Below are 23003 nucleotides of genomic sequence, written 5' to 3' on the forward strand. Positions count from 1 at the left end.
AGCGATATGCCAGATTCGTAATGTAGTACTCGCAATAACGTTTTGAGCGTTTGCGAAAAATTTTTCTCAATAGCTTTTTCATATCCGGATGCATGCAAAAAGTATGCCAAAGCAAAGGTATCGAAAGAAGAATTTTTCCCCATCCCGGGGAAGAGAGAGGCGAAGGGTTACAGATCCCCTTCGATCACTTTTTTGAAGGTGTTGTAGTAGACATCGCGCATTGCGGCAAGATTCATCGCCACGTCGTTGAGGGCAAACGTATCGCCGCCGACCGTTCCGATTTTCTGGCAGGCCAGAGTCCCGACCATCGCTTCGAACGCGGCGCAGTTTTCCGGCGCGACTTCGATGATCGCGCGACTCATGCTCTCGGCGAAAATGTCGCGGCTATCGGCGACGTTGATGGAGGCTTTGACCCCTTTGGCGCTGACGCAGGCCATTTTCGCCAGTGCGATCGCGGCCCCGCCGGCGCTGCAGTCTTTGGCCGAAGCGAGCAGCCCTTTTTTATTCGCTTCGATCACGAGGTTCCACAAAGCACGCTCTTTGTCGTAGTCAATCTCGGGGATCGTTCCGGCAACGACGTTGTAAAGTTCTTTCATGTACAGCGATCCGCCGAACTCGCTTTTGCTTTCGCCGACGAGATAGAGGACGTTCCCCTCTTTCTGGAACGAAGAGAGCAATACTTTATTCTGGTCTTCGTTAACGCCCACCATCGCGATGGAAGGGGTCGGGAAGACCGATTTGCCGTTCGTTTCGTTGTAGAGCGACACGTTACCGCCGATGACGGGGGTGTTGAGTTCGGCACACGCTTCCTTAATCCCCAGACACCCTTGCGCAAACTGCCACATCACTTCGGGGTTTTCGGGGTTTCCGTAGTTCAGACAGTCGGTGATCGCTTTGGGGGTCGCACCGCTCATCGCGACGTTACGGCCGCTCTCGATGACGGCAGCCGCGGCTCCGGCTTTAGGATCAATGTAGCAGTAGCGGACGTTACAATCGGCACTCATCGCCAATGCAACGCCGTTTTCCTTAACACGGATCACGGAAGCGTCGAGTTCGCCCCCTTTTTTGATCGTGTTGGTTTGTACCATCGAGTCGTACTGCTGATAGATCCACCCTTTGTCGACGACCTCCATCGAAGAAATCAGTTTTTCGAACGCGGCTTGGTTGCCGACCGCTTCAAAATCAGAGAGTTTGACATTTTTGATCTCGGAGAGGTACTTGGGCTCAGACATCGGACGATCGAGTACCGGGGCTTCCTCGCTCACCGGATCGACGGGGACTTCGGCGCATTTTTCGCCGTGCCAGAACAGCTCCATTTTCCCCGTCGCGGTGACTTCACCGATCACGGCGCAGTCGAGGTCCCATTTTTCGAAAATATCGATAATCGCCTGCTCGGACCCTTTTTTCGCACAGATGAGCATCCGCTCCTGCGATTCGGAGAGCATGAATTCATAGGGCTGCATTCCCTCTTCGCGCGCCGGAACTTTGTCCAGGTGCATGATCATACCGCTTCCGGCGCGTCCGGCCATCTCGAACGAGCTGGAGGTGAGGCCTGCGGCACCCATGTCCTGAATCCCGACGACGTAATCGGTTTTGAAGAGTTCCAGACACGCTTCGAGAAGCAGTTTTTCGGTGAACGGATCCCCCACCTGTACTGTCGGGCGGAGGCTTTTGGACGCTTCGGTGAAGCTGTCGCTACTCATCACCGCGCCGCCCAGGCCGTCGCGCCCCGTTTTGGAGCCGACGTAGATGACGGGGTTTCCGATCCCTTCGGCACGTCCGTAGAAAATCTCGTCGCTTTTCGCCAGACCGAGGGTAAACGCATTGACGAGGATGTTGCCGTTGTAGCACTCATCGAAGCTCGTCTCGCCGCCGATGGTCGGAACCCCCATGCAGTTGCCGTATCCGCCGATCCCCGAGACGACGCCGCGCACGAGGAAACGCTGGTGCTTGCTCACATCATCGTTGTTCAGGACGTTTCCGAAACGGAGTGCATTCAGGTTCGCGATCGGGCGGGCCCCCATCGTAAAGACGTCGCGCATGATTCCACCCACGCCCGTCGCGGCTCCCTGATACGGTTCGATAAAGCTGGGGTGGTTGTGGCTTTCCATTTTAAAGACCGCGGCATAGCCGCCGCCGATATCGATTACCCCGGCGTTTTCACCCGGTCCCTGGATGACCCACGGCGCTTTCGTCGGAAAGCCGCTCAGGTGTTTTTTGGAAGATTTGTAGCTGCAGTGTTCGCTCCACATTGCCGAAAAAATACCGATTTCGACGAGATTCGGTTCGCGTCCGAGAATTTTTTTGATGTGTTCGTAGTCACCCGTCGACAGCTTGTGCTGCTTGAGAACTTTTTCGATATCTGGAAGTGGAGTGCTCACGGCAAATTCCTTATAGAAATAAATAGTGGCGCGATTATACCAAAGGGTAATCAAGCGCCCCCTTAATTTGCTGTCGATTTACCAAACCGATTTACATTATCACTCTAAAATCATTATCGGAGGTTTGTACCCATGCATGTATCCAAACGTCTTGTCATCGCTTTGGCCGCTGCGCCCCTCTTGCTGGCGGCAGCCCCGACCAAACCGTGTACTGCGGGTTGCCCGTTTTGGGGAATCGAAGAGATGGAAAATTTTTTCAACCGTTCCTACCCGAGGGCGAACGGCTACGCATCGACGATGCAGGAAGACGACAAACGCTACCTCATCACGATCGACCTTCCGGGGATCGACAAAAAAGAGATCAAAGTCGAAACGTCGGGCAACCGTCTGAGCGTGTCGGGAGAGCGTAAAGAGGAGAGTACCGGCAAAGAGTCGTCCGAGCGTAGCTATGCCCGATTCCAGCAAAGCTTCCTCCTCCCCCCCGATGCCAATCTCGACGCGATCGAAGCAAGTTCGAAAAACGGCGTTCTGACCGTTACCGTACCCAAAACGGGGAAAAAGGTATCGAAACGAATCGAGGTCAAATAACCGCTAGAATTCCTGGTTCAGCAGTTCGTCGAACCGATTGACTTTTTCCATCGCATCCGCCATCAGGCGATCCATTTTTTTCGGATCGATCCGGTATCGTTCCATAAACGGTCGGATCGCCTCGTAATCGGTGTTTTCGATGTGCCGCGTTACCGTCAGCAACTCCCCCCATTCCCCCTGCGCTTCGAACATCGCCTCCTCGATTTCGGGGGACACGTTGATTTTGTGCAAAAACTCCCGATGCGACATGTTCAACAGCAGATGGATCAGCGAAAGCATCCCCACCAGATACGCCGTATCAATTTTTTCCTGCGACGCGTCGGGCCGACTCAGTTTCAGCAACCCCGTCATGATCTCGGTACGGTTGATCACCATCAGCAACAGCGGGTGATTGGCTCCCCCGACGGTCCGGAAAGCCGCGATGAGAAGCATCAGCCAATTGGCCAGCGCTTTGCGCCCGATGAGCGAAATGATCTGCCGAATCGACGTAATCGGCGCGCGAAACGAAAAATACGAGGAGTTCAGAAACCGCATCAGCTGGAGCGATAGGACATGGTTTTTTTCCAGGGCCGAAACGATTTCGGCAATGTCGGCATCGTTTTGAAGAAGATTCCAGATCATCAGCGCCTGTTCCCTTGAAGGGCTCAGCGATTCCCCCTGCACGACGTGGGGGCGTTTGAGGTAATACCCCTGGAAATAATCGCAGCCGAGCGATTTGTAAAATTCGAACATCGCGTGGGTTTCGACTTTCGAAGCGATCACTTTTTTTCCCTTGCGATGAAGCCGATCGATCCCCTCTTGGGCCCACCGTTTCACGGTTCGCAGCGTATCGATTTTGACGATGTCGATCCAGGGGGAAAGCGCTTCGATCCGTTCGAGATTGGCTTCGTTGATCGCGGTATCGTTGATGCCGAAACGGAAACCCTGTACATAGCGCCGCTTAAGAACTTCCATCAGATGCGGGTCGCCCAGTGACGATTCGAGCACCATCAGTACGAATTTTTGGGAGGGAATCGTTTCGACGATGTCGTTTTCGAGAAATTCCCGGTCGATTTTCAGCAGTCCGCGGTATCCGCCGACGGCGTTCTCGGGTCCGATTTCGTTCATGACCCGGTCCAGTACCGACGCCGAGACCGATACATCGGTCGGTCGGCTCGCATCCGCCGAATCGTCGCGGAACATGATGTCGTATCCGAACATCCGGTAATGCTTATCGCTGATGCTCTGCCGGCCGATCAGACTCATCCGCTTCCCCTTTCCTTAACGAAATCCGAAATCGTCTTCGGTCCGATGGTTTTTTTTCAGTTCGAACAGATCGGTGCAGCGAATACGAAGCACTTCGTAACTTTTTTGTCCCGCGGGAAGCCGAACACTCAATTCATCCCCCTCCTCTTTTCCAAGCAATGCCCGCGCCAGAGGCGAATGGACCGAAATCAGGCCGTTTTCCGGCTCGCTTTCGAGCGTTCCGCAAATCGTGTACGCGAACTCTTCGTCGCTCTCGACGTCGCAGATGTCGACCGTCGCACCGAAATGGACCCGGGCATGATCGAGGGAAAGAGGATCGATAATCTGGGCTTTTTCGATCATTGCATTGAGATAGAAAAGACGCTTGTCGATATGGCGGAGCTTCTCTTTGGCCGCATGGTATTCGGCGTTTTCACTCCGGTCCCCGAGTTCCGCGGCACGCTGTTTTTCCCGGTTGACACGGGGCTTTTCCACCTCTTTGAGATACTTGAACTCCCGCAGCAGTTCATCGTATCCGCGCGGCGTCATCGGTTCCTTGTGCATTAATTTTTCTCCTTTCCGATTAGGCTTTTCAAACCCCTGAAAACAGGGATTTGACAGCATTAAGCGTAATTCTTTTTTTGTGCAGAATTTGACTGCGTGACAAGAACGTGACGCTCGTTTCGTGCGTCTTTTTCCCCAAAGACATCAATTTCATCCAGGAAAGCGGCACGTTTCACGACCGGCTCTTCGCGATATCTGGAATAGATAGACAACGTAATGGAGGGGTTGGCGTGCCCCATCATTCTCGAAACCCAGATCACATCTTCCCCCTTTGAGATCATCATCGTCGCAAACGAGTGACGGGTTTGATAAAGGGCTCGATGATCAAGCATCAATCGTTTCAAGAGAGGTTTCCAATGCTCTTGCCCGAGCGTCAATGATCCGGCGTAATGTTTTCCGAATCGGTTGAGGAAAACATAGCCTCCGGCCAGCCCCGTGCGTTTGAATTGCTCCTTCAGCGCTTCGGCAACCGGAGGGAGCATATCAATTGTTCTCACAACTCCCGTTTTCGTGTCAGTTTCAATATTACCCCGAATCGAATGACGCACGGTGATTTTCATGCTCTTGAAATTGATGTCCGGCCACTTTAACGCGATAAGTTCCCCAGTTCGCATACCGGTAAAAAAAGCGACGGTCAAGAACGCTTTGAACTTTCCCTGGGCATTCTGAAGAATATATTCAATTTCCGGAAGCGTGAAAGGGTGGATATCATTCAGCGCTTTTCGCGAAAATCCCTTGATTCCGGTAAACGGGTTTTTTGGAATGAGTCCATCGTTGACGGCATCTTTCAAAATCCCCTGAAAAACGATTCGGATAGTGTGGATCCGCTTTCCGGAGAGCCCTGATTCTTGCAACCGCGAGAGCCACGCCTTGAGGTCGCTGGGCGAGATAGCATCCAGCGAAAGCGAGCCAAAAGTAGGAACGACGTGCTTTTCAAAAGTTCTTTGGTAATCTCGAGTAGTGAGCGCTTTTCTAAAGCCTTTGTTCGCTTCTATCGAACGTCTCCCATACGCTTTGACCGTCACGTCCGGCTGGACATCCAGAGACTTTTTCCCAAGAAGCCTTTCCAACTCTGCCTGCCAATTTTTCTCCACAAACTTGAGATTGGCGGGGGTCGCCGGGCGCCCGGTGCTTCGCCGAATCCGCTTTCCATCCACGGTGACGTCCAGATGGACGATCCCGTCTCGTTCCCGGCAATTTCGATATTTCATTTCGCCTCCTTGTGGGGCGATGCTTTGTGGGCGAGAGATTGTAACAGATGTCATATTAAGCCTTTGTATTAGGTTTCTTATCCCTATTCAAATTTCGCAAAAATCGTATTGACATACCACCTCTTACTTGAATACATTTTTTTATTGCTTTATTCCCGCAACCAAACCCGCATTATTTTTTTACAAACATATCTACAAAATCCTATAAAACGCAGAATATTACACGCAACAAAACCCGCAATATTATTGTATAATTTAGCATTTCACGCTGGAGTATGCCATGCATTTCACGCCGATTGCACCCACAGATTTAAAAGGTACTCTTCCCCCACATCTAATCGAGAGAGCCGAAGCTGTTTGCGAACAAAGTGCTATTCTGACCGGCGGCCACAATCAAAACCTTCTTGATGAAGTTCGAGAGTTGCTTCGTATCACCAATAGCTATTATTCCAATCGAATCGAATCAGAGGGAACCCATCCAATCAACATCGAAAAAGCCATGAAAAAAGAATTCAGGGAGGATGCAAAAGAAAAGAATCTTCAGCTTCTTTCGCTCTCCCATATCCGCACCCAAAAAGAGATAGAGACACTGATTACAAGTGGGATATCTCCGTTTGATGTAGAATTCGTCAAAAGTATCCATCGAAACTTCTATGCCGATCCTCAGTTGGATTCGTTCCTTGATGTAATGAATGAGATGGAACAGCAAACCATTCGAATGACGCCGGGCGAACTTCGGGAACACGACGTTTATATCGGGAAGCATGTTGCACCGAAAGCAGATGCCGTCCCGGGATTGATGAGAGAATTCCAGCATCTTTACGAAAGAGCTGCCAAACATCTACCGCACTCTGCCAAATTGCTATATGCACTCTCTTCACATCACCGCCTCGTATGGATTCACCCTTTTTTGGACGGGAATGGTAGAACCTCTCGACTCGCATTGGATGCTGCCATTCTGTCATCTGGACTCCAAGGATATGGGTTATGGAATATGTCACGAGGTCTTGCCAGAAGTGTTGATGACTACAAGAAAGCATTGCAGTATGCCGATATGGAACGTCAAGGAGCAACCGATGGCCGGGGGCCTCTGTCACTCATGGCATTGACGCATTTTGTCGAATATATGCTTGATATTGCCCTTGATCAAGTGCAATTCATGGGCGGATGTTTGAAGATGGACAAACTCAGCCATAGAATTGAAAACTACGTGATTCTCTCCAGATCCGGAATGTTTGGCATTCAACCTTTGCCAAAATACACAGAAGGGGTTTTCAAACATCTTTTGCTGTACGGCTCCAGCCAAAAAAAGGCTATCATATCTGCGCTTGGGATCAGTGAAAGAACCGGGACTACCCTCTTTCGCGAACTTTCCGACGCAGGGGTTATCGCTTCGGATTCGGTCAAAGGGCCTATTTCCTTACGCATCACGATGCACATGGCATCTTATATTTTTCCTGATCTTTTCCCAATCGCAGAAGAAGGACAACCGGCAGAGCCTAAAAAAGGTCGAGGAAGACCAAAAAAACAATAAGGCAGATACTAAGAGGCCTTCTTCCGAAAATGGAGCTTCGAGAGCGCAGACCGCTTGATGTAGGTTCGATTCCCGGAGCGACGAATGTCGAGCATAGGATCGAGCTCACCTGAGTTGATCTTCTTTCGGATTGCGGTTTCGGAGACTCCGAAAATCCCTGCGACCTCGCCAAGAGTTGCGAAATCCCGATCCCGTTCGGCCTTCAAGCCCTCGATTTCCGAAAGCGCCTGATCGAGCTTGCCCCGGATCTCCGAAAGAGCCGCGAGGAGCTGGGCTTCGAACATCATGTTTCACCCCCTGGAAGCTCGCCCGAGCGGGCTTCGTACAGTTCAAAAACGTCGATCCCCGCCGGGAGCACCGGGGCGCGGTTTGAACCGGTCCGGCGGCCGGGGCGAGGGGCGAGCTGACGGCGGATGTTCCGGAGGGTGCGGCCTCTCCCGGAGAGGATCTCCCAGAGGAGGCTTTTCCGATAGGATTCCTCATCTCCCGCATGCAGCGCAACGAGGTGCTCGACCCCGAAAACGATCTGCTCGCGCGTCAACCCCTGCATCCCCTCTTCAGGGATCTCCAAGTACGGATCGTGGGGGACAACCTCTGCCGATACTACCCCCTCTTCTTCCTCAATCGGTGGAGGAGTAGAGGAGGAATGATTAATTGATGAATAAGAACTAATTGAAGAATATGTCGGATTTTTTTCCGAGTCATTTTCGGATTTTTTTCCGAGTTTGGTCGGATTTTTTTCCGACATAGCAAAATCTTCGGATTCGGATTTTTTTCCGACATAGTAACTTTTGCCGAGTTTGGTTAATTTTACGCAATCCTTAACCCCCTGTTTTTTATAGGATATAAGTCCTAATTTCTCAAGAGATTTTAAATATCGATAAACGGTATCAACCTTAAGATCGAGCAAGGGGAGATCGCTGACAAACTTACTTCTTGAAGTCCAATAAAAGACCTCGCTATCGATGATAACTGGCTCCGCCCACGTTGCACAATCGCAAATCATCCCAAAAATGATCGCCTCAGTTGCGTTTTTGAGCCCAAGCGCAATGGCTTGTTGTTGATTTATGTTCAGGGTGTATTTCATCGCGTCCCCCTCAATCAAGATCGAACGCCATTTGAGCGTTCCCATTTTGCGTTTTTTCACAAACCACGGGCACTTCGTGCCGGCCGATCACCTTTTTGAGGTCAATCCCAAGCCGTTCGGCGAGGTATTCGAGCTCGCCGATGTCGGCACCGTCCTTGAAGCGCTCGAAAAGACCGAAAATGGCCTGCTCGCGGGTGATCCCCGCGAATTCCGCTTCGATCTCGGCGTTACCCAAAGTAACAGTCTCCCAATCCTCGTGGTCAAGGTGGCCGAGCCATTCCGCCGAATTCGGGTCCGTGAGAACGGTCTTAACGTTATTTAACAGCCGTGATTTTAGCCACCGCAGGGCGATCCGTACAGGCATTGTTTTGAAGCGGCAGACGCCGCGCAGCTGCGGTTTATCGAGCGTTACGAGAGTAATCCGTACAGCCGAACTATAGGCCTCGTGAAAACGGTAGCCGGATAGTCCGATCCGTAGCGCGAACTCTTCGATCGAGTCGCGCAGCAGCTCCGCGACGACATCCGCGTTTTCGCGAAGCTCTTTCGCTGAGGGGAAACGAGCGACGATTAAATCGTCAATCGCACTTTGAAGGGTTTTTTGGGTAGAATTCACCCTGTGAGGGCTAGTTAACATGGTTCCTCCGTTCGCCCCCCGACCGACCAAAGCTGAGGGGCGTTTGTTTGAGTAATAAAAGTATTTTAGCCCGATCGGGCATATTTGTCAAGCCCAACAGGGCTCAATTGGAGATTATTTGTCTTTTGCTGAACGCCTAAAAATAACTCGTGGAAGCATGTCCCAATCTGAATTTGCCAATATTATTGGAATAGGGTTGCGAACATATACTAGATACGAAAAAGAAGAACGTCAACCAGACTTAAATGTTTTACTAGAGATTCATAAAAAATTCGATGTAAGTTTAGACTGGCTTATAGCTGGCACCGGTAGTCGAATCGGACTTGATACAATTTTTTCACCCTATTTTGATATCTTAAAAAATATATGCCCAGAAGATGAACACGCAGAAGTTGAAACTGAAATCCTTGAAGAAATGATTAAATCAATAAACACCAAAATAGCAAAATACTTAGTGAGTAGTTTATTAAAAGAAGTGAAAGATCTGCCACTTTTTGAGAAAGCTAAAAATCTCATAATCATCAATGATCTTGGGGCGACTATACGTATTTGGAGTATCGTTGAAAAAGCTGCCCGTGATACTTCAGATAGCAGCCCGAAAGAAAAACTCATCACCGCCGCTAAAAAAGGATTTTCTCTCACAAAATGGCTAATTACACAAGGCGAAAGAGATTTCATCGCCAAATTCGTTGAAAGTTGGCCAGATGAATCTTGTACTTTTATCCTGGAGCACAGTGACACTTTTATTGAAGCCCTAAAGCAACTAACGCCAAAAGCAAGCGAAACGATTTCGACTAATGAAAAAATACTTGCATTTGTACGAAGAGGATTTTCCAAAACGGACAATTAAGTTCGTGCTCGATCTCTCGATTCTTCAATCCATTTCAAGACATCATCAAGCTCATACCGAACGGCCCCCCGCTTTCCCTCAGCCTTGATATATTTTGGGCCTCTGCCCCGTTCTCTCCATGTACGTAAAGTATGCACGCTCACATTGATCATCTCAGCCACTTCTGTATCTTTTAAAAATGTCATCTTGTACCTTTTTGTATAAATTTTGGATTTATGATCACTATTCAAAAAATGTCAACTATAAAGTAAAATACATCTATGTTCCTAACGAGATTAAAAACACGATTCACCAATTGTTTTTTCCCCAATAAGCAACAAATCAAGCGATTTGAAGCTATTATGAACCTGGCCTACAAGATCAATGACCATGATCCACGTGGCCTTGAAGATTACATCAAACTTCTTGCTCGTCAATATCAATCAAAAATAATGCTTAAAGTTACAACACGCCAACGTCTTGACAATTTTTTTGATTTTAACGATCTGTTCTTTGATCAATTCATTCCGATTAATACCTTCAATGAACGTTTGTTTGATCTTAAAAAGCCCTTGCCCTCTTCAACACCTCTCCGCCTCGGCTCAGACATTATTTTTACACAGCCATGGAATGATGATTCTATGAGCCGTATCTTTACCGGCATTCAACTTGGTCAATGGCAACAAGACTCAAATCACATAGTGGAATATTGGTATCCGGTTCACATCGGATGGACTAATCAAGGCAACCATTCAATCACAAACGGTATCATCAAATGCCATGGAGAAATCAAAGAATATGCTGCGTTCGATATATCCGAAATATACAAATACGTTGATACTGATGGGGTATATTTTTACCGTATTGACAACAAGAAAAAAATTGCGAAAGTACCTAACGTTGAAATCGCGGCCATCTTTGAAATTGGTCGAATAATTTCAAAGAGTTGCCAACAATAATAACTATCTCGATCTCTCCTCTTCCCTTTCGTGTTCCATGCCTTCTGAACCCGATCGATCGTCACGATCATGGCGATCTTCCCCGCTTGCGCTGATCTCGGATGTTTTTTCGAGCTCTTTATCATTTTGAGATGTTTCCTGCCCTTTTGATTCATCTTTCGATCCGCGAAGCTCATCAACTTTTTCATCGAAGGTTTTCCCTTTAGATTCCACGGTTTTGCTTTCCGTTTTGCCGGTATCGTCGGTTTTTGCCGCTGTTTCCATACCGTCTTTGGTTTTCTCATCGGTCGATGATTTGACAGCCTCTTGATCGTTCTTTAACCCTTTCTCGTCGATTTGCTGTGCTGATTCCTTATCGAGCTTATCGGCTTTAACGAGGGTCATTTTTGGTTCACTATTTTCTCTGGTTGCTTCTTTTTCGGTTCTAAGCGAGTCCACCTTTTCAGAAAAACTCTTGTCGCCCGCTTTTTCAGGTTCTTTCGTCGCTTTCAAAGTCTCAACCCTTTCCTCAAAGGACTTGTGTTTGTCATCATGATGATTTTTGTGTTCATGCTTTTCGGAACGATGCGGGTCTTTAAAATTGTTCTCTTTGTATTCCCGGTGAAGATTCTTGTCGTGCTGCTCTTTAATGGCTTCGCCCACTTTTTCGCTCATGGCCCCGATCGCTTTAACTGTACCGCCGACAGTCGCTTTTGCAATACCGTAAGCGACACGTATCCCGGCACGAGTGGCAAACATCGCCGCAGCTCCGGCGACAGCCATCCCAGCAGCCACAACCTGACGAGTCAGTTTATCAAGCGCTGCCATCTCCCAATTGTTCTTGCCATAAAATCCGGCGGTAGAGGTCCCTTTGAGCATGCTGTAATAGATCCCCTTTGCATCTCTGGAGATCTGTTTGAACGAAAGATTCGTTTGATGATCCATAAAGCGGTCAAACTCTTTGGCAAACCCTTCGCCATCCTTAAATTTGACTTCTGCAAGCTTTGCGCGATCTGCTTGCATCTTTCCGCTGGTCATCGACCGGCTGAAATCTTCACGGGATACGGCGAGCTTGTAGGTATCCCCCTCTTTTGTGACGAGTCCCTGCTTTTCGAGCTGCCCCATCCGTTTTTCGATCATAGAGATCGAATTTCGAAATTCCTTCGAATAATATTTCCCCTCGATCGCCCGGACAATTGCCTCTTTGGGATTGAGTTCCCCCTTTTCGAGGAGTTTGCCTTCGGCCTGCCGAAGCTTTTCGGTGTTAATCTGGGTTTTGATACTTGCTTGCTCCTTACGGACTTTCGCGTAAACCTGCGCTTTGTATTGCCCCCCCAAACGTTGTGAAATAACCGCTTCCCGTTTCGCTTTTGGCAAGGCGGAAAGTTGAGAATTCAAAGAGGCTGCCATTGCTGCTTGTTTCTCGTTGAAGCCTTGAAGGCCCTTGTAAAGATTATCCCTTTGTTCGCGAAGAGACGCGATTTGATCTTTGGACTGCTGTTGCAGCTCTTTCGCCCCTTCGATGATTCGGTTTTCATTCAGCTTCTCAAAATCGATCTTGACAACTTCTTCTTTGCCTTCAAGGGAGACGTTTTCGGGTTTTTGTTCCTGGGGTCTTTCTTCGAGGTACTCTTTGACGTCTTTGTAGTCGCTGGCGTTTTCTTTGAGCTGGGTTTCCTTGTATTTTTCGGTCAATGCCTGCGCGTTGTCGGTGTAAAGGGTCAACTCCTGTTTTGCCCGTGACATTTGGACGTAACCGGCATTGTGGTTGTTGATCCCTTCTTTGCTGTGGGCGTAAACGTGAACGTTATCGACCGATTGCCCCTGGGATTTGTACGTCGTCATGGCGTAAGCATGATCGATGTTCTGGTAGGTTTTTGAGTCGAATGTTACGGCTTTACCCCCTTCCATCGTCGCGGTGATTTTACCGTCTTCCGCGATTGACGTGATGATAGCCGTTTCGCCGTTTTTGACTCCGAGATCTTTATCGTTTTTCGTAAAGCTGATTTTTTCTCCGGTCGAAAAACTTTTCTCTTTTTCGGTGTATGCGGTAAATTTGGCTGCCTTTTCGGCATCGATCCATTTCTGGACCGTAACGCCGTCTTGACGCGTGTACTCAACTTTCAGTTGATTCGCATCTTTTGAAGTGTCAACGATCCGAGTTTGCATTCCGGCTTTGATATCCCCCTGCATTCCCTTGCTGACAAGAATATCTCCTTTCTCGTAACTCATCGCCAGTTTTGCATCGTGTTGATTGAGAGATTTTTGTTCAAGGGTTTTAATCTGACGATCGTCTTTGCCAATCTTGCCATTCTCTTGAAGCTTTGAGCGGATCGCGTCATTGAATTCACTTTTTTCTTTGTTGGTCGAGGTCAATACGATGGTTGAATTGAGTCCCTTTTCAGTGTAATCGTTGACGGCGTTTGTCACAAGCTGCTCTTTCACCGGCTGCATGTCCCGAACTTCGATTCCCTTCTCGTTCGTCTCTGCTTTTGCTTCGACGATCCGCCCTTCGCTTTGCAGACGCTCCATCCCTTTTTCGAGTTGGGCAACGTCTTTAAATGCCTGGACGACTTCTTTGGTCGTATCCGTTTTTTGGCGAAGGGATTCATCCATAACCGAAAACTGCATCTTTCCCTCTTCCTGGAGTTTTCCAAACATATCCCCTGCATCCACCGCCTTGAGCTGCTTATCATCCCCGACAAATACGACCCGCGCCCCTGCTTTTTCCGCCCGGTCCATGATCGCGTCCATTTTTTTGGTTCCGAGCATCGAGGCTTCATCCACAACCCAAATCTGTTGCTTCCCCTCTTCGGCTTTGATCGTCTCTTTGCCTAAAAAAGAGTCAATTGTTTGGGACTTGACACCGGAAGCCGCTTCGATCTCTGAGGCCGCTTTCCCTGTCGCTGCCAAACCGACGAGCTCCACTTTGCCAGGCATTTTTTCATCAACGAGTGACTTGAGTTCTTTTAACATTGTGGTTTTACCCGTTCCGGCATCCCCCTGAATCCCCATAAAACGATCCGAAGAAGTGGCAATCATCTCGACGCTCTTTTTTTGCCCCTGGGTAAGGCCCGAAAAACTTTCCCTCCCCTGCACTGCTTCTTTGAATTCGTTTGCATTCAGCAGGCGGATAGAAGCATCCTTTCCGTTTTCAACGGCGTTGATGATCCGGGCTTCCGCTGCGGCCATTTCTTTTGACGTGAACTTCTCCGTTTTTGCATTTTTCGCGTCAGCGGCATTCAAGGAAACAAGCTCTTTGGAGTTTTGCGCCGCTTCTTTGAGCTCTGCCAAAGAAAACTGTCCTCTGGATGCTTTTAGAGCCTCAAACGTCACGTCGTGGTTGGAAAATACGGCCTTCTGGTCAGTCGTTGTTTTGATCGCTTCGCTGATTGCGCCATTCACGCTTTCAACGATCCGCTTATCGCTCTCGTGCCCCCTCATGCCCTCTTTCAAAGACTCTTGCGTATAGCCTCGTTCGGCTGCCTGGATATTCCAGTCTTCCCGAAGTTTGTTGATGTCCTGGGCCTCTTTCGCGGAACGTGTTTCGAGCTTCCCGATCTGTTTTTCGGCCGTTGTAAGGTCCCGCCCTTTTTCTTCGGCCATTTTCTCTAAATGGTTTTCAATCTGCTCCGTTCTCTTCGAATACATATCCTTGAGTTCTTGGGAGATTCCCTTGATCTCCATCGTGTGGTTTTGGCCATGTTTTTCCCACTCGACTGCATATCCGAGTTTTTCCATTTTATTGGCCAGCTCGTTCTGATATATCTGATCGGCAAATTTTTGAGCTGCGTAGATTTGCTGCGGTTCGAGACTTTGCCATTTTCCATCCGCGGTTTGGGTGGCATTGAAAACGAAGTTATGGGTATGTAGCTGCGGATCCGGAGTTTGCCCTTCGGCGGATCGGGAAGTGTAGTGGTTGAATTGGGCGACCGTGAGGTTTTCGGTGTTAACCCGTTCTCTTCCCCCCTCCCCGTCTCTTACACGCGTTTGGGCAAAATTCTCCTGTATGTATCCCATTGCGGTTTTAACCGCTTCCTCATGTGCTTTGATAACACGCTCATCCCCTCCGACAAGTCCCGCAATCGTTACGGACTTTGGGGCCGAAAAGGTGATGTCGAACCCCGCCCGGTGCGTAGTGAAGCCGTATTCGTCTTTACCGTCTTTGACAAGCTTTGCATCGGGTCCGACTTCTTTATCAAACTCTTTTCGAAGCGAATTCAGTTCGGCAGTTTTTGCAGCAAGTTCGGTAATTTTGGAAGTATCTTTCGCATCGATGGCTTTTTCAAGCTGGCCTCGAAGAGAAGCTTCCGTTTTTGCGAATTGATCGAGTGTTTTGATCTGATCAGCGTTTAACTTCGAAGGATCGTAGCCGTTTTCCAGGGCTTTGAATTGATCCATCGAAACTTCACCTTTCAAGCCGAGACGTTCGGCACCTTCTCCGTACCACTTCCCTTTTTCCGTTTCGCCGTCTTTGATGTAGTAGTTGTCTTTTTCGAAGTAGGAGCTGGCCGAGCCCGCTCCCATTGCACCTGACATTGATACCATTTAACCCTCTTTTGATTGAATTTCATTTATATTCAAAAAATTTAAGAATACTGAACAATCAACCAACACTAATCAGATGTCATTAAGGCAATTGATTTAGTTTACATAAGTTGATAAAATATCTGTTCAAAAATAAAAGGAGCTATCATGAATATCAAAAGGATGGTTTTAATAGTAGTTTCATCTTTATTTGTAGGAGAATTTCTGAGTGCAAATGATGATACTTCCTGCTTTGTTAAACTAAGGAATTATGAAAATGAACAATATTCGAATATCCGTTCCTTAAATTCGTATAATGAGCCTGAAAATTTTGATGGAATCCTTGCTGTCGGCAGGTGTCTTGCTTCTGCTGCAGATCAAAATATACCAAACTGCGCAAATCGTACAGGTAACAAGATAACTATGAAGGCTTCAAAACTTTCATGCCAAATCAACAACTATATTCTGGTGACATATGAGTATGATGCTATGCCACCTGCAGTTACTATGCATAATTTTTCTGAAACAAAAAAAGGAAAAGGAAAAAGCGCAGTTACAATTACTAAATGGGACGGCTCCTTTTCAATCGAAACAGGCAGTGGGCGTCTTGGCAAAAAGCTTGTTGGATATTGATTTTCACGAAGCTATCATCCCTATTTCTTCTTGTCAAAAAGCAACTCAATCTTCCCCTCAGCCAATTTCCCCTTTGCATCGAACTCTTTACCGGCTTTACTCTTTAGTCCGGAGAGAGTAATTGTTTTCCCATTGAGCAGATTGACCGCCTGAGTCTTCGTGAGTTTTTTACCCATGAATTCTTTCCAAACGGTTGCTTTGCATCCAGAGCACTGAAAAGATTTGTCCCATTCTTTGACGGCTCCACCGCATTTACAGTTCCCCACCGGCTCCGCTGGTTTACTCATGTTTTTTTTCAGCCACTTTGACATCTCGAACCCGCTTTGAAACACGGAATCGGGAAGCTTGATCCCCTTTTTCTCCGAGATCGATTTTGCAAGATCGATCTGTTTTTTGGAAGGGGCACGATCTTCGCGGGGTTCTCGTGCTTCGGGGATAAAGAATCCCATTTTTTCATGAGTCCGTTTAGCGAAGTCTTGCCACGTCGCCCCTGCAATCCCTTCGGCCACTTTGTCGAGGTATGCTTCCATTTTCGCGGTTGTGGCGTAATCGATCACCCAGGCGTGGCCGTTCTCGTTGAGATAGTCGATGAGGCGTTCGCCGTTTTCTGTCGCCTTGAGCTTTTTCTTCTCGATCTCGACGTAACCGGCCGATTTGATCCGGCCGATGATCGAAGCATAAGTTGATGGCCGCCCGATTCCCATTTTTTCCAGCTGCTTGACAAGGCTCGCTTCGGTGAAGCGTCCGGGGGCTTTTGTCATTTTGGAATCAATGTCGATTGATTGCTTCTCGCAATGATCACCCTGGGCAAGCTCCGGAAGAGATTGCTCCGCCTCTTTCTCGTCCTCGCTTTCTTCGATGTAAAGCGCCGTCCAGCCGGGGAATTTCGGCACGGATCCGGAAGCCTTGAAAGGCAAGCTGCCGATATCGAACTGATAGCTTGTCGCGTCGGCGGTGGCGTCGCTCATCATGGACGCAACGGCACGTTTGAAGATCAACTCATAGAGCTTCGCGTGATCGGCCGTAAGATCGGCTGCTTTGATTTTCGCCTCGATCTCATCGAGCGGATGAAGATGGGTCGGGCGGATCGCTTCATGGGCTTCGGCCTGTGAATTCGACGAGTGCTTTTTAGGTTTTTCAGGGACGTATTCACCTCCAAAATTGCTTCTTACAAATTCCGCCGCTTCGGCCAGGAATTCATCCGAGAGACGGACGGAATCGGTTCGATGATAGGTGATCAAACCCGCTTCGAAAAGTCCCTGGGCAAGCTGCATCGCTTTTTCCGGCGCGATCGAAAGCGAGATTGAAGCGGCCGCCTGCATGTCCACGGTCGTAAACGGGGCTTTCGGTCCCCGGTTCGCAATCTTCTTTTCGACCGATTCGATACTCGCATATCTGGCAAGCTTTGCCGCATCGATGGCCTCTTCGGCTTCCTCTTTGGTAGCGAATGACTTCGCTTCAGCTGGGTATCCCGTGAATTGCGCCGAAAAAGATTTCCCCTCATGAACGAGTTTGGCCGAGACGGTAAAATATGACGTCGGTTTAAAATTGCGGATTTCCCGCTCTCGATCAACAACCAGACGAACCGCAGGTGACTGGACCCGGCCGACGGAGAATTTTCCCTTCAAAGAAGAAGACGCAAGCGGGGAGAGGATATATCCGGCCAGACGATCCGCGACGCGGCGGCCGAGGAACGAATCGTAGAATTTGAAGTTCGTCTCTTCCCATTTGACAGCCGCTTCCATCGCTTCGGCGATCCCCTTTTCGGTGATCTCCCGGATCTCCAGACGCCAGCATTGATCCGCCACGTCCTTGATGCGCTCATAAAGCAGCATTCCTATCGCGTACCCTTCCCGGTCGGCGTCGGACGCAATATAGACCGTCTCGCCTTCGCATGCGGCAACGATCTTTTCGATGTTATCGACTTTGTCCGGGTTGATGATGAATTCGGGCTCGTAGGTTTGCATATCGAGTCCCATGCTGTTCTGCGGCATATCGGCGAAATGACCGACTGTCGCAAATACCTGCGATCCGGTAATGGATCGGATTTTCTTGATTTTATTGGGTGATTCAACGATGATGATGCTCATTTTTCTCACCACGACCAATTGACGGAAGCACGGCTTGCCGTACCTGAAGCGATTCCGGAATCAATCCCTCCTTCCACATTCGCGGCTGCTCCGCTTGCGAGCACCATTGCGGCCGCTGCCGCTACCATCGATTTTTTCATATTCAGTCCTTTGTTTTGATTTTCACTTACTATTCAAAAATTGGAGAAACTTGAAGATTTGTCGTAGGAGGTAGAAGAAAAAAAGAAAGATTTCGGCCATCCCATGGCCGAAAATAGATCATGAGATGACTAAGATTTCAGAAAGACACTTCTGACATTCATAAACCGCATCACCGGCCTTTGTTTCATCGACGCAAAGTATGGTTCCACAGCAGTGAGGGCAAAGATATTCGCCTTCCATCTCTTTGAGATCTTTTATTTGGTATGTTTCCAAATCACCAATTTTTGGTCGGAGATTATTCACAATCAAGGAATTTACCATATGCAAGATCCTTTATGAAAGACGCAAGTTCAACTGAAAAGATCGCACCTACCATCGCCGTAATCAATGCAGGCAAAATTGAATCCATTGATTCGGCAATCAAGTTTGACAACATCAATGTCACGACAATCCCGGCCATACTGAAGCCGTAATAAACGATATGTGAATGAGCCTTCGCATAGTCTTCATCAGTCGGACGATAGTTCAATGCTTCGGCCACTCTTTTTCTATTTTCAGCGTCGTTTTTGTCCATTTTTTACTCCTATATCAGAATATATTGCGGTATTCCGCGTCATAAAAAAACCGCCCCTGCTCGATCCATTTTTCGAGTTCTCCGAGCGCTTCACCGTTGATTTTTCCGGGAGTTCCTAAAGTATTCAAAAAGCACTTGACCCCATCTGTCCAAATCAAAAATTCCATGATTTTTCTTGAGTTGCAAATCGTATCGATTTCATCCATCATTTCTGGATTTACGACCTCTGCCCCAAGCGCTTTGAGAATCTGTAAATCAGTTTCATTCAACTGGATCATTGGCCATTCCTTGCAACTCTCGAAGATCATTAGCGGATAGTTCATTCATCCCCTGTTCCATCTCTTCGAGCATCTTCGCCGATTTTTCTTCTGCTACTTTTACCTTCTTCTGCTTCTCTTCGATTTTGTTTTCGGCTTCCTGCTTTTGTTCGCTCCAGTATCCGTTTGAGGTTTCACCCTCAAACTCAGCGTTCATCTGCGCGAAATCACGATCGAAATTAACGTTACGCTCTTCGATTTTCACTTCCTGCTTCTCCTGTTGCTGTGCTACGTAGTAAAAAACAAATGCGAGCGTCGGAGCGACGAAAGCAATTACTTTGAAAAAAGCACCAAAGTTCATTTAAGCTCCTTCTCGATCGTTTCGATAGCTGCTTTTATCTTTGGCTGCTCGTAGGCATTTGCAACTTCGAAAGCAGCCGCGATCACTTCCGGCTTCGTGATGATCCTTCCGTCGGTATAGACATAATCATTTCCCGAATTGGAAAAGCATAAATAAACCAGCTTGTCATCACCGCGTTTGATAGGTTCCATAATTCCGTCGCATTGTGCCATCAGCTCCCCGGAAAAAATACACGCGGCCAAAGCCGCAATCATGATTGATCTCATAGAAGCCCCTTTTCGATAAGGCCGTATTCGAGGGCCTTGAGTTTGAGTGAGTCGAGGTCGATTTTTCCGTTTAGATATTCGACCGCATCTTTTCCCAGATCCGTAAAGGCTTTTTCCTCTTCACGTTTCGCCTGTTCGAGTAGCTTTTTCGCCTGTTCACGAAGTTCTTGAATTGATTTTTTTGCCATGAATCCCCCTTTAAAAAGTATATGTGAGGTATGCCGCTCCGCGGTCAAACCCGTTGAGATTGTCGTACTTGAAGAGAAGACCGGTCGAAGGAAGAATGTTGGTGACTCCCAGCGACGCGGTTGCACCTTTGCCCTCTCCGAAGCGATAGCCGACGCTTGCTTTCATGTTCGCGGTGCCGAGCCGGTAAAGGGGTAACGCTTCACCGAATCCGATTTCTCCGAAAACACCCTCTTCCTCGCGCCATTTGTCGTTTGCTTTCAGGTATCCCCCGGCGATATAAGCCGACCCGATTCCCACATTGTTTTCCCAGACGGCACCGTATTTTTCAAAATTGCCGCTGTCTTTTTCGGCGATTACGGAAACGCCCATGGGCACCATGATTTCCACTACCCCGGCCGTCTTTTCGCCGTCCATGGTCGCAGCGCCGATTCCGGCGGTTACGGTCATTTCCTTGCTGAAAGACTTTTGAGTGAAGCCTGCGTTGGCATTCATATCCTGGAATGCAAGACCTTTGTTGTTGCAGCAGGAGACTCCTTCAAGTCCCCCCGCGGCTGCTCCGCTTGCGAGCACCATTGCGGCCGCTGCCGCTACCATCGATTTTTTCATATTCAGTCCTTTGTTTTGATTTTCACTTACTATTCAAAAATTGATCTCTTCATCAAAAAAACCTTTGAGATTTCCCAAATCTTCTTTTTTCTCTTCAGGGTTCTTTTGTTCAGCTTCGATTGTTTCTTCATTTTCGAGTTCCAGACCACTTCCACTTGGTTTTCCCTGGATCTTTTTCATCACCGCGATCTGCGCCTGCTTGTCAAATTCGCGTTTTACAAACGGTTCATTGATGACCGGCACTTTGACAACATCGATTTTGGTTTTGGTAACCCCTTCGATATTTTTGATCATGACGAAAGCCGTCAATTCCGGAAGAGTCAGGATCTCGGAGTCTTTGACGACAAAATCATCCCGTCGCTGTTCCGAAAAGCTCAAACCATCACGGTTTGCAGCGACACCCATCGAGATCGTTTGATTACGTTCAATAAACTCCTGCTTACCAAAACGCTTCGCGAAATACGCCGCCGCATCCGGCTCTTTCAGTTGAAGCACTGCAATCGACGCCGTATTGTTGATGACGGTACGCATATCTTCTCTTGAATAGATTTTTTCGAGCTGCTGGAAATCCTGGAACGCGAGCCAAACGCTTGCTCCTTTTGATCGTCCCAACTTCAAGAGATCAATCACTTTTGGAAGTTTTTGCAGAGCCGTAAATTCATCGAGGAAGGAATAAATTCTCCGATCCAGGTTGTCCGGAAGATTGAGAATTTCCGAACCGAAAAAGTTGATGAAAAGTGAAAGCACCGGTTTAAATATTGCCTCCGTTTTTTCGGTGTTGGAAAGAAACAACGTACCGTTTCCCTCTTTGATCCAATTTCGGATTGAAAAGTCTCCATCATCGAGAAAATCGATAAAGGCCATCTGAGCCTGAAGCGTCATGTACGAGTCTTTTTTCGCTGCGAATTCTGCACCCTTGCCATAGTCTGCAATTACTTCCGCCAACTCTTCCCCGCTCTTGTTCAGCAAGTGCCGAATGGAAGCATTTGTGGTAAGCTCATTGTCCCAAAGGTAAAGCATGATCGATTCAAGAATCATCCGAGCCGAGTTCTGCCAAAACGGATCTTTTGCAGGAATATCGGGAATCAGCCAGTTACAAAAATTCTTCAGATCCATAATGTCATGAATATCGTTCCAAACGGTCCATTTAAGCGATCTCGCGTCCATGGGATTGAAGATCAAATCCCGTCCCTCTTTGTAAAACTCTGAAATCCAGTCCCCTTTGATGTCATGAACAAGGTTTTTACAATTGGGGTTGCTTGTAGCTTTCAGCATCGTTGCTTTCAGCGTTTGGGTTTTTCCAGATCCGGCTGAACCGATAATCATTACATGAGAAGTTTCAACCGTTTTTGGAAGAGGAATTTTCCCCAACTTGAAGTTGTGCTCAACGTTTTTCGTTTTTCGGATTTGTTCTTCTTCGCTAACAAAAATCGCACCACGTTCATAAACCGATTTGCCCATCTTAACGCTTTGCTTCGCGATCAATTTATATCCAATCGCCATCGTGCCTATGAGGATGGGTGATGTTATCAAAAATAGATTCCAAAGATCATCCGCAAGCTGCGAAGAAGCCATACTCGCCGCTTTTGAAACAAGTTCGCTGTATGCCGTTTCCGCGAAAAGTATTCCGGGAAATTGCTCGAAATACAGTTTGATAAATTCGACCTTATCACTGAGACTTGCAATCTTGTAGATACCCATTTTTACAATCAGATAAATCGCAGCACTCTGTAGAATCAGCGCAGCCAAAAGCAAAAAAATCAAACTCTTCAGTGCCATATTTACTTGGTTCATGGTTGTCTCAAACCATACGAACCAACCTGTCTGTTTTTGTTTCATCTTTCCTTCTCTCTATAGTTTTTGTTGGAGCGCCAGAAGCGTCGCTCCAATCTTGTCGAGGATCGCTTTTGTCTGATCCCGAGCCACCTCATTTTTCTGAACGAGCTCATCAAATTTCCGCTCAACGCTTCGCCTCTCATCAATATGGATTTCAAGAACACGCAGCATCTTTTCTTCTACCGCCTTTTCGAATTTCTTTAGACGATGTTCAAGCAACGCTTCGAATTCGTTAAGCTCTTGGATGTGTTTGTCGTTTTGAATTTTCTCTTCCACCGCTTCACGGACAAACTGGTAAACACTCTTACCTGACTCCGTGATTTTTGCAGCTACCGCATCATCAAGACGAGCTTCTACACGCTTCATTGTTCTCCTTTTTATTGGTTTTCAATCTCTATTCAAAAAATGACAATCGACGGGTAATTTTGAGAGGTATGTCGGGTATGGTAAAAAGGGATTTTGTAAAGGCACATACCCGACGGAACGACGGGCAAGACAAACCGCACGGTGGGCGTGATGTCTGTATATAATCA

The 23003-nt window shown here is 47.9% G+C and carries 24 protein-coding genes; 5 read left to right on the forward strand and 19 right to left on the reverse strand.

Features of this window, described 5'->3' with window-relative positions; translation table 11 throughout:
* Window positions 1-167: 167 nt before the first annotated feature.
* Window positions 168-2381, reverse strand: a complete 2214-nt coding sequence (purL, locus tag AB1763_05740) for a phosphoribosylformylglycinamidine synthase subunit PurL (protein MEW5832321.1) — start codon at window positions 2379-2381, stop codon at window positions 168-170.
* Window positions 2382-2513: 132 nt separating this feature from the next.
* Here purL and AB1763_05745 point away from each other — a divergent pair, with 132 nt between their 5' ends.
* Window positions 2514-2969: an Hsp20/alpha crystallin family protein gene (locus tag AB1763_05745; GenBank protein MEW5832322.1), complete on the forward strand. Its 456-nt coding sequence runs from the start codon at window positions 2514-2516 to the stop codon at window positions 2967-2969.
* Between the two features lie 3 nt (window positions 2970-2972).
* Here AB1763_05745 and AB1763_05750 read toward each other — a convergent pair whose 3' ends face one another.
* From AB1763_05750 to AB1763_05760, 3 genes are read right to left on the reverse strand one after another with little or no spacing between them, the layout of a single operon-like run.
* Window positions 2973-4214 carry an EAL domain-containing protein gene (locus AB1763_05750; protein ID MEW5832323.1) on the reverse strand — a complete coding sequence of 414 codons (1242 nt, stop codon included), beginning with the start codon at window positions 4212-4214 and terminating at the stop codon, window positions 2973-2975.
* A gap of 15 nt (window positions 4215-4229) precedes the next feature.
* The gene (greA, locus tag AB1763_05755; GenBank protein ID MEW5832324.1) at window positions 4230-4757 is read right to left on the reverse strand and encodes a transcription elongation factor GreA; all 528 of its coding nucleotides are present in this window, start codon (window positions 4755-4757) and stop codon (window positions 4230-4232) included.
* A 59-nt stretch (window positions 4758-4816) separates the two neighbouring features.
* Window positions 4817-5968, reverse strand: a complete 1152-nt coding sequence (locus tag AB1763_05760; protein MEW5832325.1) for a tyrosine-type recombinase/integrase — start codon at window positions 5966-5968, stop codon at window positions 4817-4819.
* A 280-nt stretch (window positions 5969-6248) separates the two neighbouring features.
* On the opposite strand from AB1763_05760, the gene AB1763_05765 reads away from it, so the two are divergent.
* Window positions 6249-7502, forward strand: coding sequence for a Fic family protein (locus AB1763_05765; protein ID MEW5832326.1), 1254 nt, complete (start codon window positions 6249-6251; stop codon window positions 7500-7502).
* A gap of 8 nt (window positions 7503-7510) precedes the next feature.
* Here the strand turns inward: AB1763_05765 and AB1763_05770 are convergent, their stop codons facing one another.
* Genes AB1763_05770 through AB1763_05780 form a run of 3 tightly spaced genes read right to left on the reverse strand, consistent with a single transcriptional unit; the run spans window position 7511 to window position 9223 of the window.
* On the reverse strand, window positions 7511-7789 hold the full coding sequence (locus AB1763_05770) for a helix-turn-helix domain-containing protein (GenBank protein MEW5832327.1): 279 nt from the start codon (window positions 7787-7789) through the stop codon (window positions 7511-7513).
* Entirely contained in the window at window positions 7786-8589 is an 804-nt protein-coding gene (locus AB1763_05775; GenBank protein MEW5832328.1) for a helix-turn-helix domain-containing protein, read from the reverse strand. The genes AB1763_05770 and AB1763_05775 overlap by 4 nt, the downstream gene beginning before the upstream one ends.
* Window positions 8590-8599: 10 nt before the next feature.
* Window positions 8600-9223 (reverse strand): hypothetical protein, encoded by a 624-nt coding sequence (locus AB1763_05780; protein MEW5832329.1) that lies wholly within the window; start codon window positions 9221-9223, stop codon window positions 8600-8602.
* Window positions 9224-9380: 157 nt separating this feature from the next.
* Here AB1763_05780 and AB1763_05785 point away from each other — a divergent pair, with 157 nt between their 5' ends.
* Window positions 9381-10073 (forward strand): helix-turn-helix transcriptional regulator, encoded by a 693-nt coding sequence (locus AB1763_05785; protein MEW5832330.1) that lies wholly within the window; start codon window positions 9381-9383, stop codon window positions 10071-10073.
* On the opposite strand, the gene AB1763_05790 is transcribed toward AB1763_05785, so the two are convergent.
* On the reverse strand, window positions 10070-10258 hold the full coding sequence (locus tag AB1763_05790; GenBank protein ID MEW5832331.1) for a helix-turn-helix domain-containing protein: 189 nt from the start codon (window positions 10256-10258) through the stop codon (window positions 10070-10072). The genes AB1763_05785 and AB1763_05790 overlap by 4 nt on opposite strands.
* Window positions 10259-10333: 75 nt before the next feature.
* On the opposite strand from AB1763_05790, the gene AB1763_05795 reads away from it, so the two are divergent.
* A complete protein-coding gene (locus tag AB1763_05795; protein MEW5832332.1) occupies window positions 10334-11011 on the forward strand; it encodes a DUF6710 family protein in 678 nt (225 codons plus the stop codon).
* A 3-nt stretch (window positions 11012-11014) separates the two neighbouring features.
* On the opposite strand, the gene mobF is transcribed toward AB1763_05795, so the two are convergent.
* Entirely contained in the window at window positions 11015-15538 is a 4524-nt protein-coding gene (mobF, locus tag AB1763_05800; protein MEW5832333.1) for a MobF family relaxase, read from the reverse strand.
* Window positions 15539-15685: 147 nt separating this feature from the next.
* Between mobF and AB1763_05805 the strand changes: the two genes are divergently transcribed.
* Complete coding sequence (locus AB1763_05805) at window positions 15686-16150, forward strand: hypothetical protein (GenBank protein MEW5832334.1); 465 nt, start codon at window positions 15686-15688, stop codon at window positions 16148-16150.
* A 20-nt stretch (window positions 16151-16170) separates the two neighbouring features.
* On the opposite strand, the gene topA is transcribed toward AB1763_05805, so the two are convergent.
* The 10 genes from topA to AB1763_05855 form a co-directional block, all read right to left on the reverse strand.
* Entirely contained in the window at window positions 16171-18240 is a 2070-nt protein-coding gene (gene topA, locus AB1763_05810) for a type I DNA topoisomerase (GenBank protein ID MEW5832335.1), read from the reverse strand.
* 5 nt (window positions 18241-18245) lie between these two features.
* A complete protein-coding gene (locus tag AB1763_05815; protein MEW5832336.1) occupies window positions 18246-18380 on the reverse strand; it encodes a hypothetical protein in 135 nt (44 codons plus the stop codon).
* Between the two features lie 296 nt (window positions 18381-18676).
* Window positions 18677-18955, reverse strand: coding sequence for a hypothetical protein (locus tag AB1763_05820; GenBank protein MEW5832337.1), 279 nt, complete (start codon window positions 18953-18955; stop codon window positions 18677-18679).
* A gap of 14 nt (window positions 18956-18969) precedes the next feature.
* Window positions 18970-19233 carry a hypothetical protein gene (locus tag AB1763_05825; GenBank protein MEW5832338.1) on the reverse strand — a complete coding sequence of 88 codons (264 nt, stop codon included), beginning with the start codon at window positions 19231-19233 and terminating at the stop codon, window positions 18970-18972.
* Window positions 19217-19573, reverse strand: a complete 357-nt coding sequence (locus AB1763_05830; GenBank protein MEW5832339.1) for a hypothetical protein — start codon at window positions 19571-19573, stop codon at window positions 19217-19219. The genes AB1763_05825 and AB1763_05830 overlap by 17 nt, the downstream gene beginning before the upstream one ends.
* A complete protein-coding gene (locus tag AB1763_05835) occupies window positions 19570-19839 on the reverse strand; it encodes a hypothetical protein (protein ID MEW5832340.1) in 270 nt (89 codons plus the stop codon). Before AB1763_05835 ends, AB1763_05830 begins: the two co-directional genes overlap by 4 nt.
* Window positions 19836-20027 (reverse strand): hypothetical protein, encoded by a 192-nt coding sequence (locus tag AB1763_05840; GenBank protein ID MEW5832341.1) that lies wholly within the window; start codon window positions 20025-20027, stop codon window positions 19836-19838. The genes AB1763_05835 and AB1763_05840 overlap by 4 nt, the downstream gene beginning before the upstream one ends.
* 10 nt (window positions 20028-20037) lie before the next feature.
* Complete coding sequence (locus tag AB1763_05845; protein MEW5832342.1) at window positions 20038-20634, reverse strand: hypothetical protein; 597 nt, start codon at window positions 20632-20634, stop codon at window positions 20038-20040.
* Between the two features lie 33 nt (window positions 20635-20667).
* Entirely contained in the window at window positions 20668-22473 is a 1806-nt protein-coding gene (locus tag AB1763_05850; protein MEW5832343.1) for a type IV secretion system DNA-binding domain-containing protein, read from the reverse strand.
* 12 nt (window positions 22474-22485) lie between these two features.
* Window positions 22486-22836 (reverse strand): hypothetical protein, encoded by a 351-nt coding sequence (locus tag AB1763_05855; protein ID MEW5832344.1) that lies wholly within the window; start codon window positions 22834-22836, stop codon window positions 22486-22488.
* Between the last annotated feature and the right edge of the window lie 167 nt (window positions 22837-23003).

It is taken from the genome of Campylobacterota bacterium, assembly GCA_040752835.1.
Taxonomy (GTDB): domain Bacteria; phylum Campylobacterota; class Campylobacteria; order Campylobacterales; family Sulfurimonadaceae; genus Sulfuricurvum.

What these genes read in the sequence shown, in the direction of transcription:
- AB1763_05745 (MEW5832322.1), top strand. Translation starts at nt 2,514, where the DNA reads ATGCATGTATCCAAACGTCTTGTCATCGCTTTGGCCGCTGCGCCCCTC.
- AB1763_05750 (MEW5832323.1), bottom strand. Translation starts at nt 4,214, where the DNA reads ATGAGTCTGATCGGCCGGCAGAGCATCAGCGATAAGCATTACCGGATG.
- greA (MEW5832324.1), bottom strand. Translation starts at nt 4,757, where the DNA reads ATGCACAAGGAACCGATGACGCCGCGCGGATACGATGAACTGCTGCGG.
- AB1763_05760 (MEW5832325.1), bottom strand. Translation starts at nt 5,968, where the DNA reads ATGAAATATCGAAATTGCCGGGAACGAGACGGGATCGTCCATCTGGAC.
- AB1763_05765 (MEW5832326.1), top strand. Translation starts at nt 6,249, where the DNA reads ATGCATTTCACGCCGATTGCACCCACAGATTTAAAAGGTACTCTTCCC.
- AB1763_05770 (MEW5832327.1), bottom strand. Translation starts at nt 7,789, where the DNA reads ATGATGTTCGAAGCCCAGCTCCTCGCGGCTCTTTCGGAGATCCGGGGC.
- AB1763_05775 (MEW5832328.1), bottom strand. Translation starts at nt 8,589, where the DNA reads ATGAAATACACCCTGAACATAAATCAACAACAAGCCATTGCGCTTGGG.
- AB1763_05780 (MEW5832329.1), bottom strand. Translation starts at nt 9,223, where the DNA reads ATGTTAACTAGCCCTCACAGGGTGAATTCTACCCAAAAAACCCTTCAA.
- AB1763_05785 (MEW5832330.1), top strand. Translation starts at nt 9,381, where the DNA reads ATGTCCCAATCTGAATTTGCCAATATTATTGGAATAGGGTTGCGAACA.
- AB1763_05790 (MEW5832331.1), bottom strand. Translation starts at nt 10,258, where the DNA reads ATGACATTTTTAAAAGATACAGAAGTGGCTGAGATGATCAATGTGAGC.
- AB1763_05795 (MEW5832332.1), top strand. Translation starts at nt 10,334, where the DNA reads ATGTTCCTAACGAGATTAAAAACACGATTCACCAATTGTTTTTTCCCC.
- mobF (MEW5832333.1), bottom strand. Translation starts at nt 15,538, where the DNA reads ATGGTATCAATGTCAGGTGCAATGGGAGCGGGCTCGGCCAGCTCCTAC.
- AB1763_05805 (MEW5832334.1), top strand. Translation starts at nt 15,686, where the DNA reads ATGAATATCAAAAGGATGGTTTTAATAGTAGTTTCATCTTTATTTGTA.
- topA (MEW5832335.1), bottom strand. Translation starts at nt 18,240, where the DNA reads ATGAGCATCATCATCGTTGAATCACCCAATAAAATCAAGAAAATCCGA.
- AB1763_05815 (MEW5832336.1), bottom strand. Translation starts at nt 18,380, where the DNA reads ATGAAAAAATCGATGGTAGCGGCAGCGGCCGCAATGGTGCTCGCAAGC.
- AB1763_05820 (MEW5832337.1), bottom strand. Translation starts at nt 18,955, where the DNA reads ATGGACAAAAACGACGCTGAAAATAGAAAAAGAGTGGCCGAAGCATTG.
- AB1763_05825 (MEW5832338.1), bottom strand. Translation starts at nt 19,233, where the DNA reads ATGATCCAGTTGAATGAAACTGATTTACAGATTCTCAAAGCGCTTGGG.
- AB1763_05830 (MEW5832339.1), bottom strand. Translation starts at nt 19,573, where the DNA reads ATGAACTTTGGTGCTTTTTTCAAAGTAATTGCTTTCGTCGCTCCGACG.
- AB1763_05835 (MEW5832340.1), bottom strand. Translation starts at nt 19,839, where the DNA reads ATGAGATCAATCATGATTGCGGCTTTGGCCGCGTGTATTTTTTCCGGG.
- AB1763_05840 (MEW5832341.1), bottom strand. Translation starts at nt 20,027, where the DNA reads ATGGCAAAAAAATCAATTCAAGAACTTCGTGAACAGGCGAAAAAGCTA.
- AB1763_05845 (MEW5832342.1), bottom strand. Translation starts at nt 20,634, where the DNA reads ATGAAAAAATCGATGGTAGCGGCAGCGGCCGCAATGGTGCTCGCAAGC.
- AB1763_05850 (MEW5832343.1), bottom strand. Translation starts at nt 22,473, where the DNA reads ATGAAACAAAAACAGACAGGTTGGTTCGTATGGTTTGAGACAACCATG.
- AB1763_05855 (MEW5832344.1), bottom strand. Translation starts at nt 22,836, where the DNA reads ATGAAGCGTGTAGAAGCTCGTCTTGATGATGCGGTAGCTGCAAAAATC.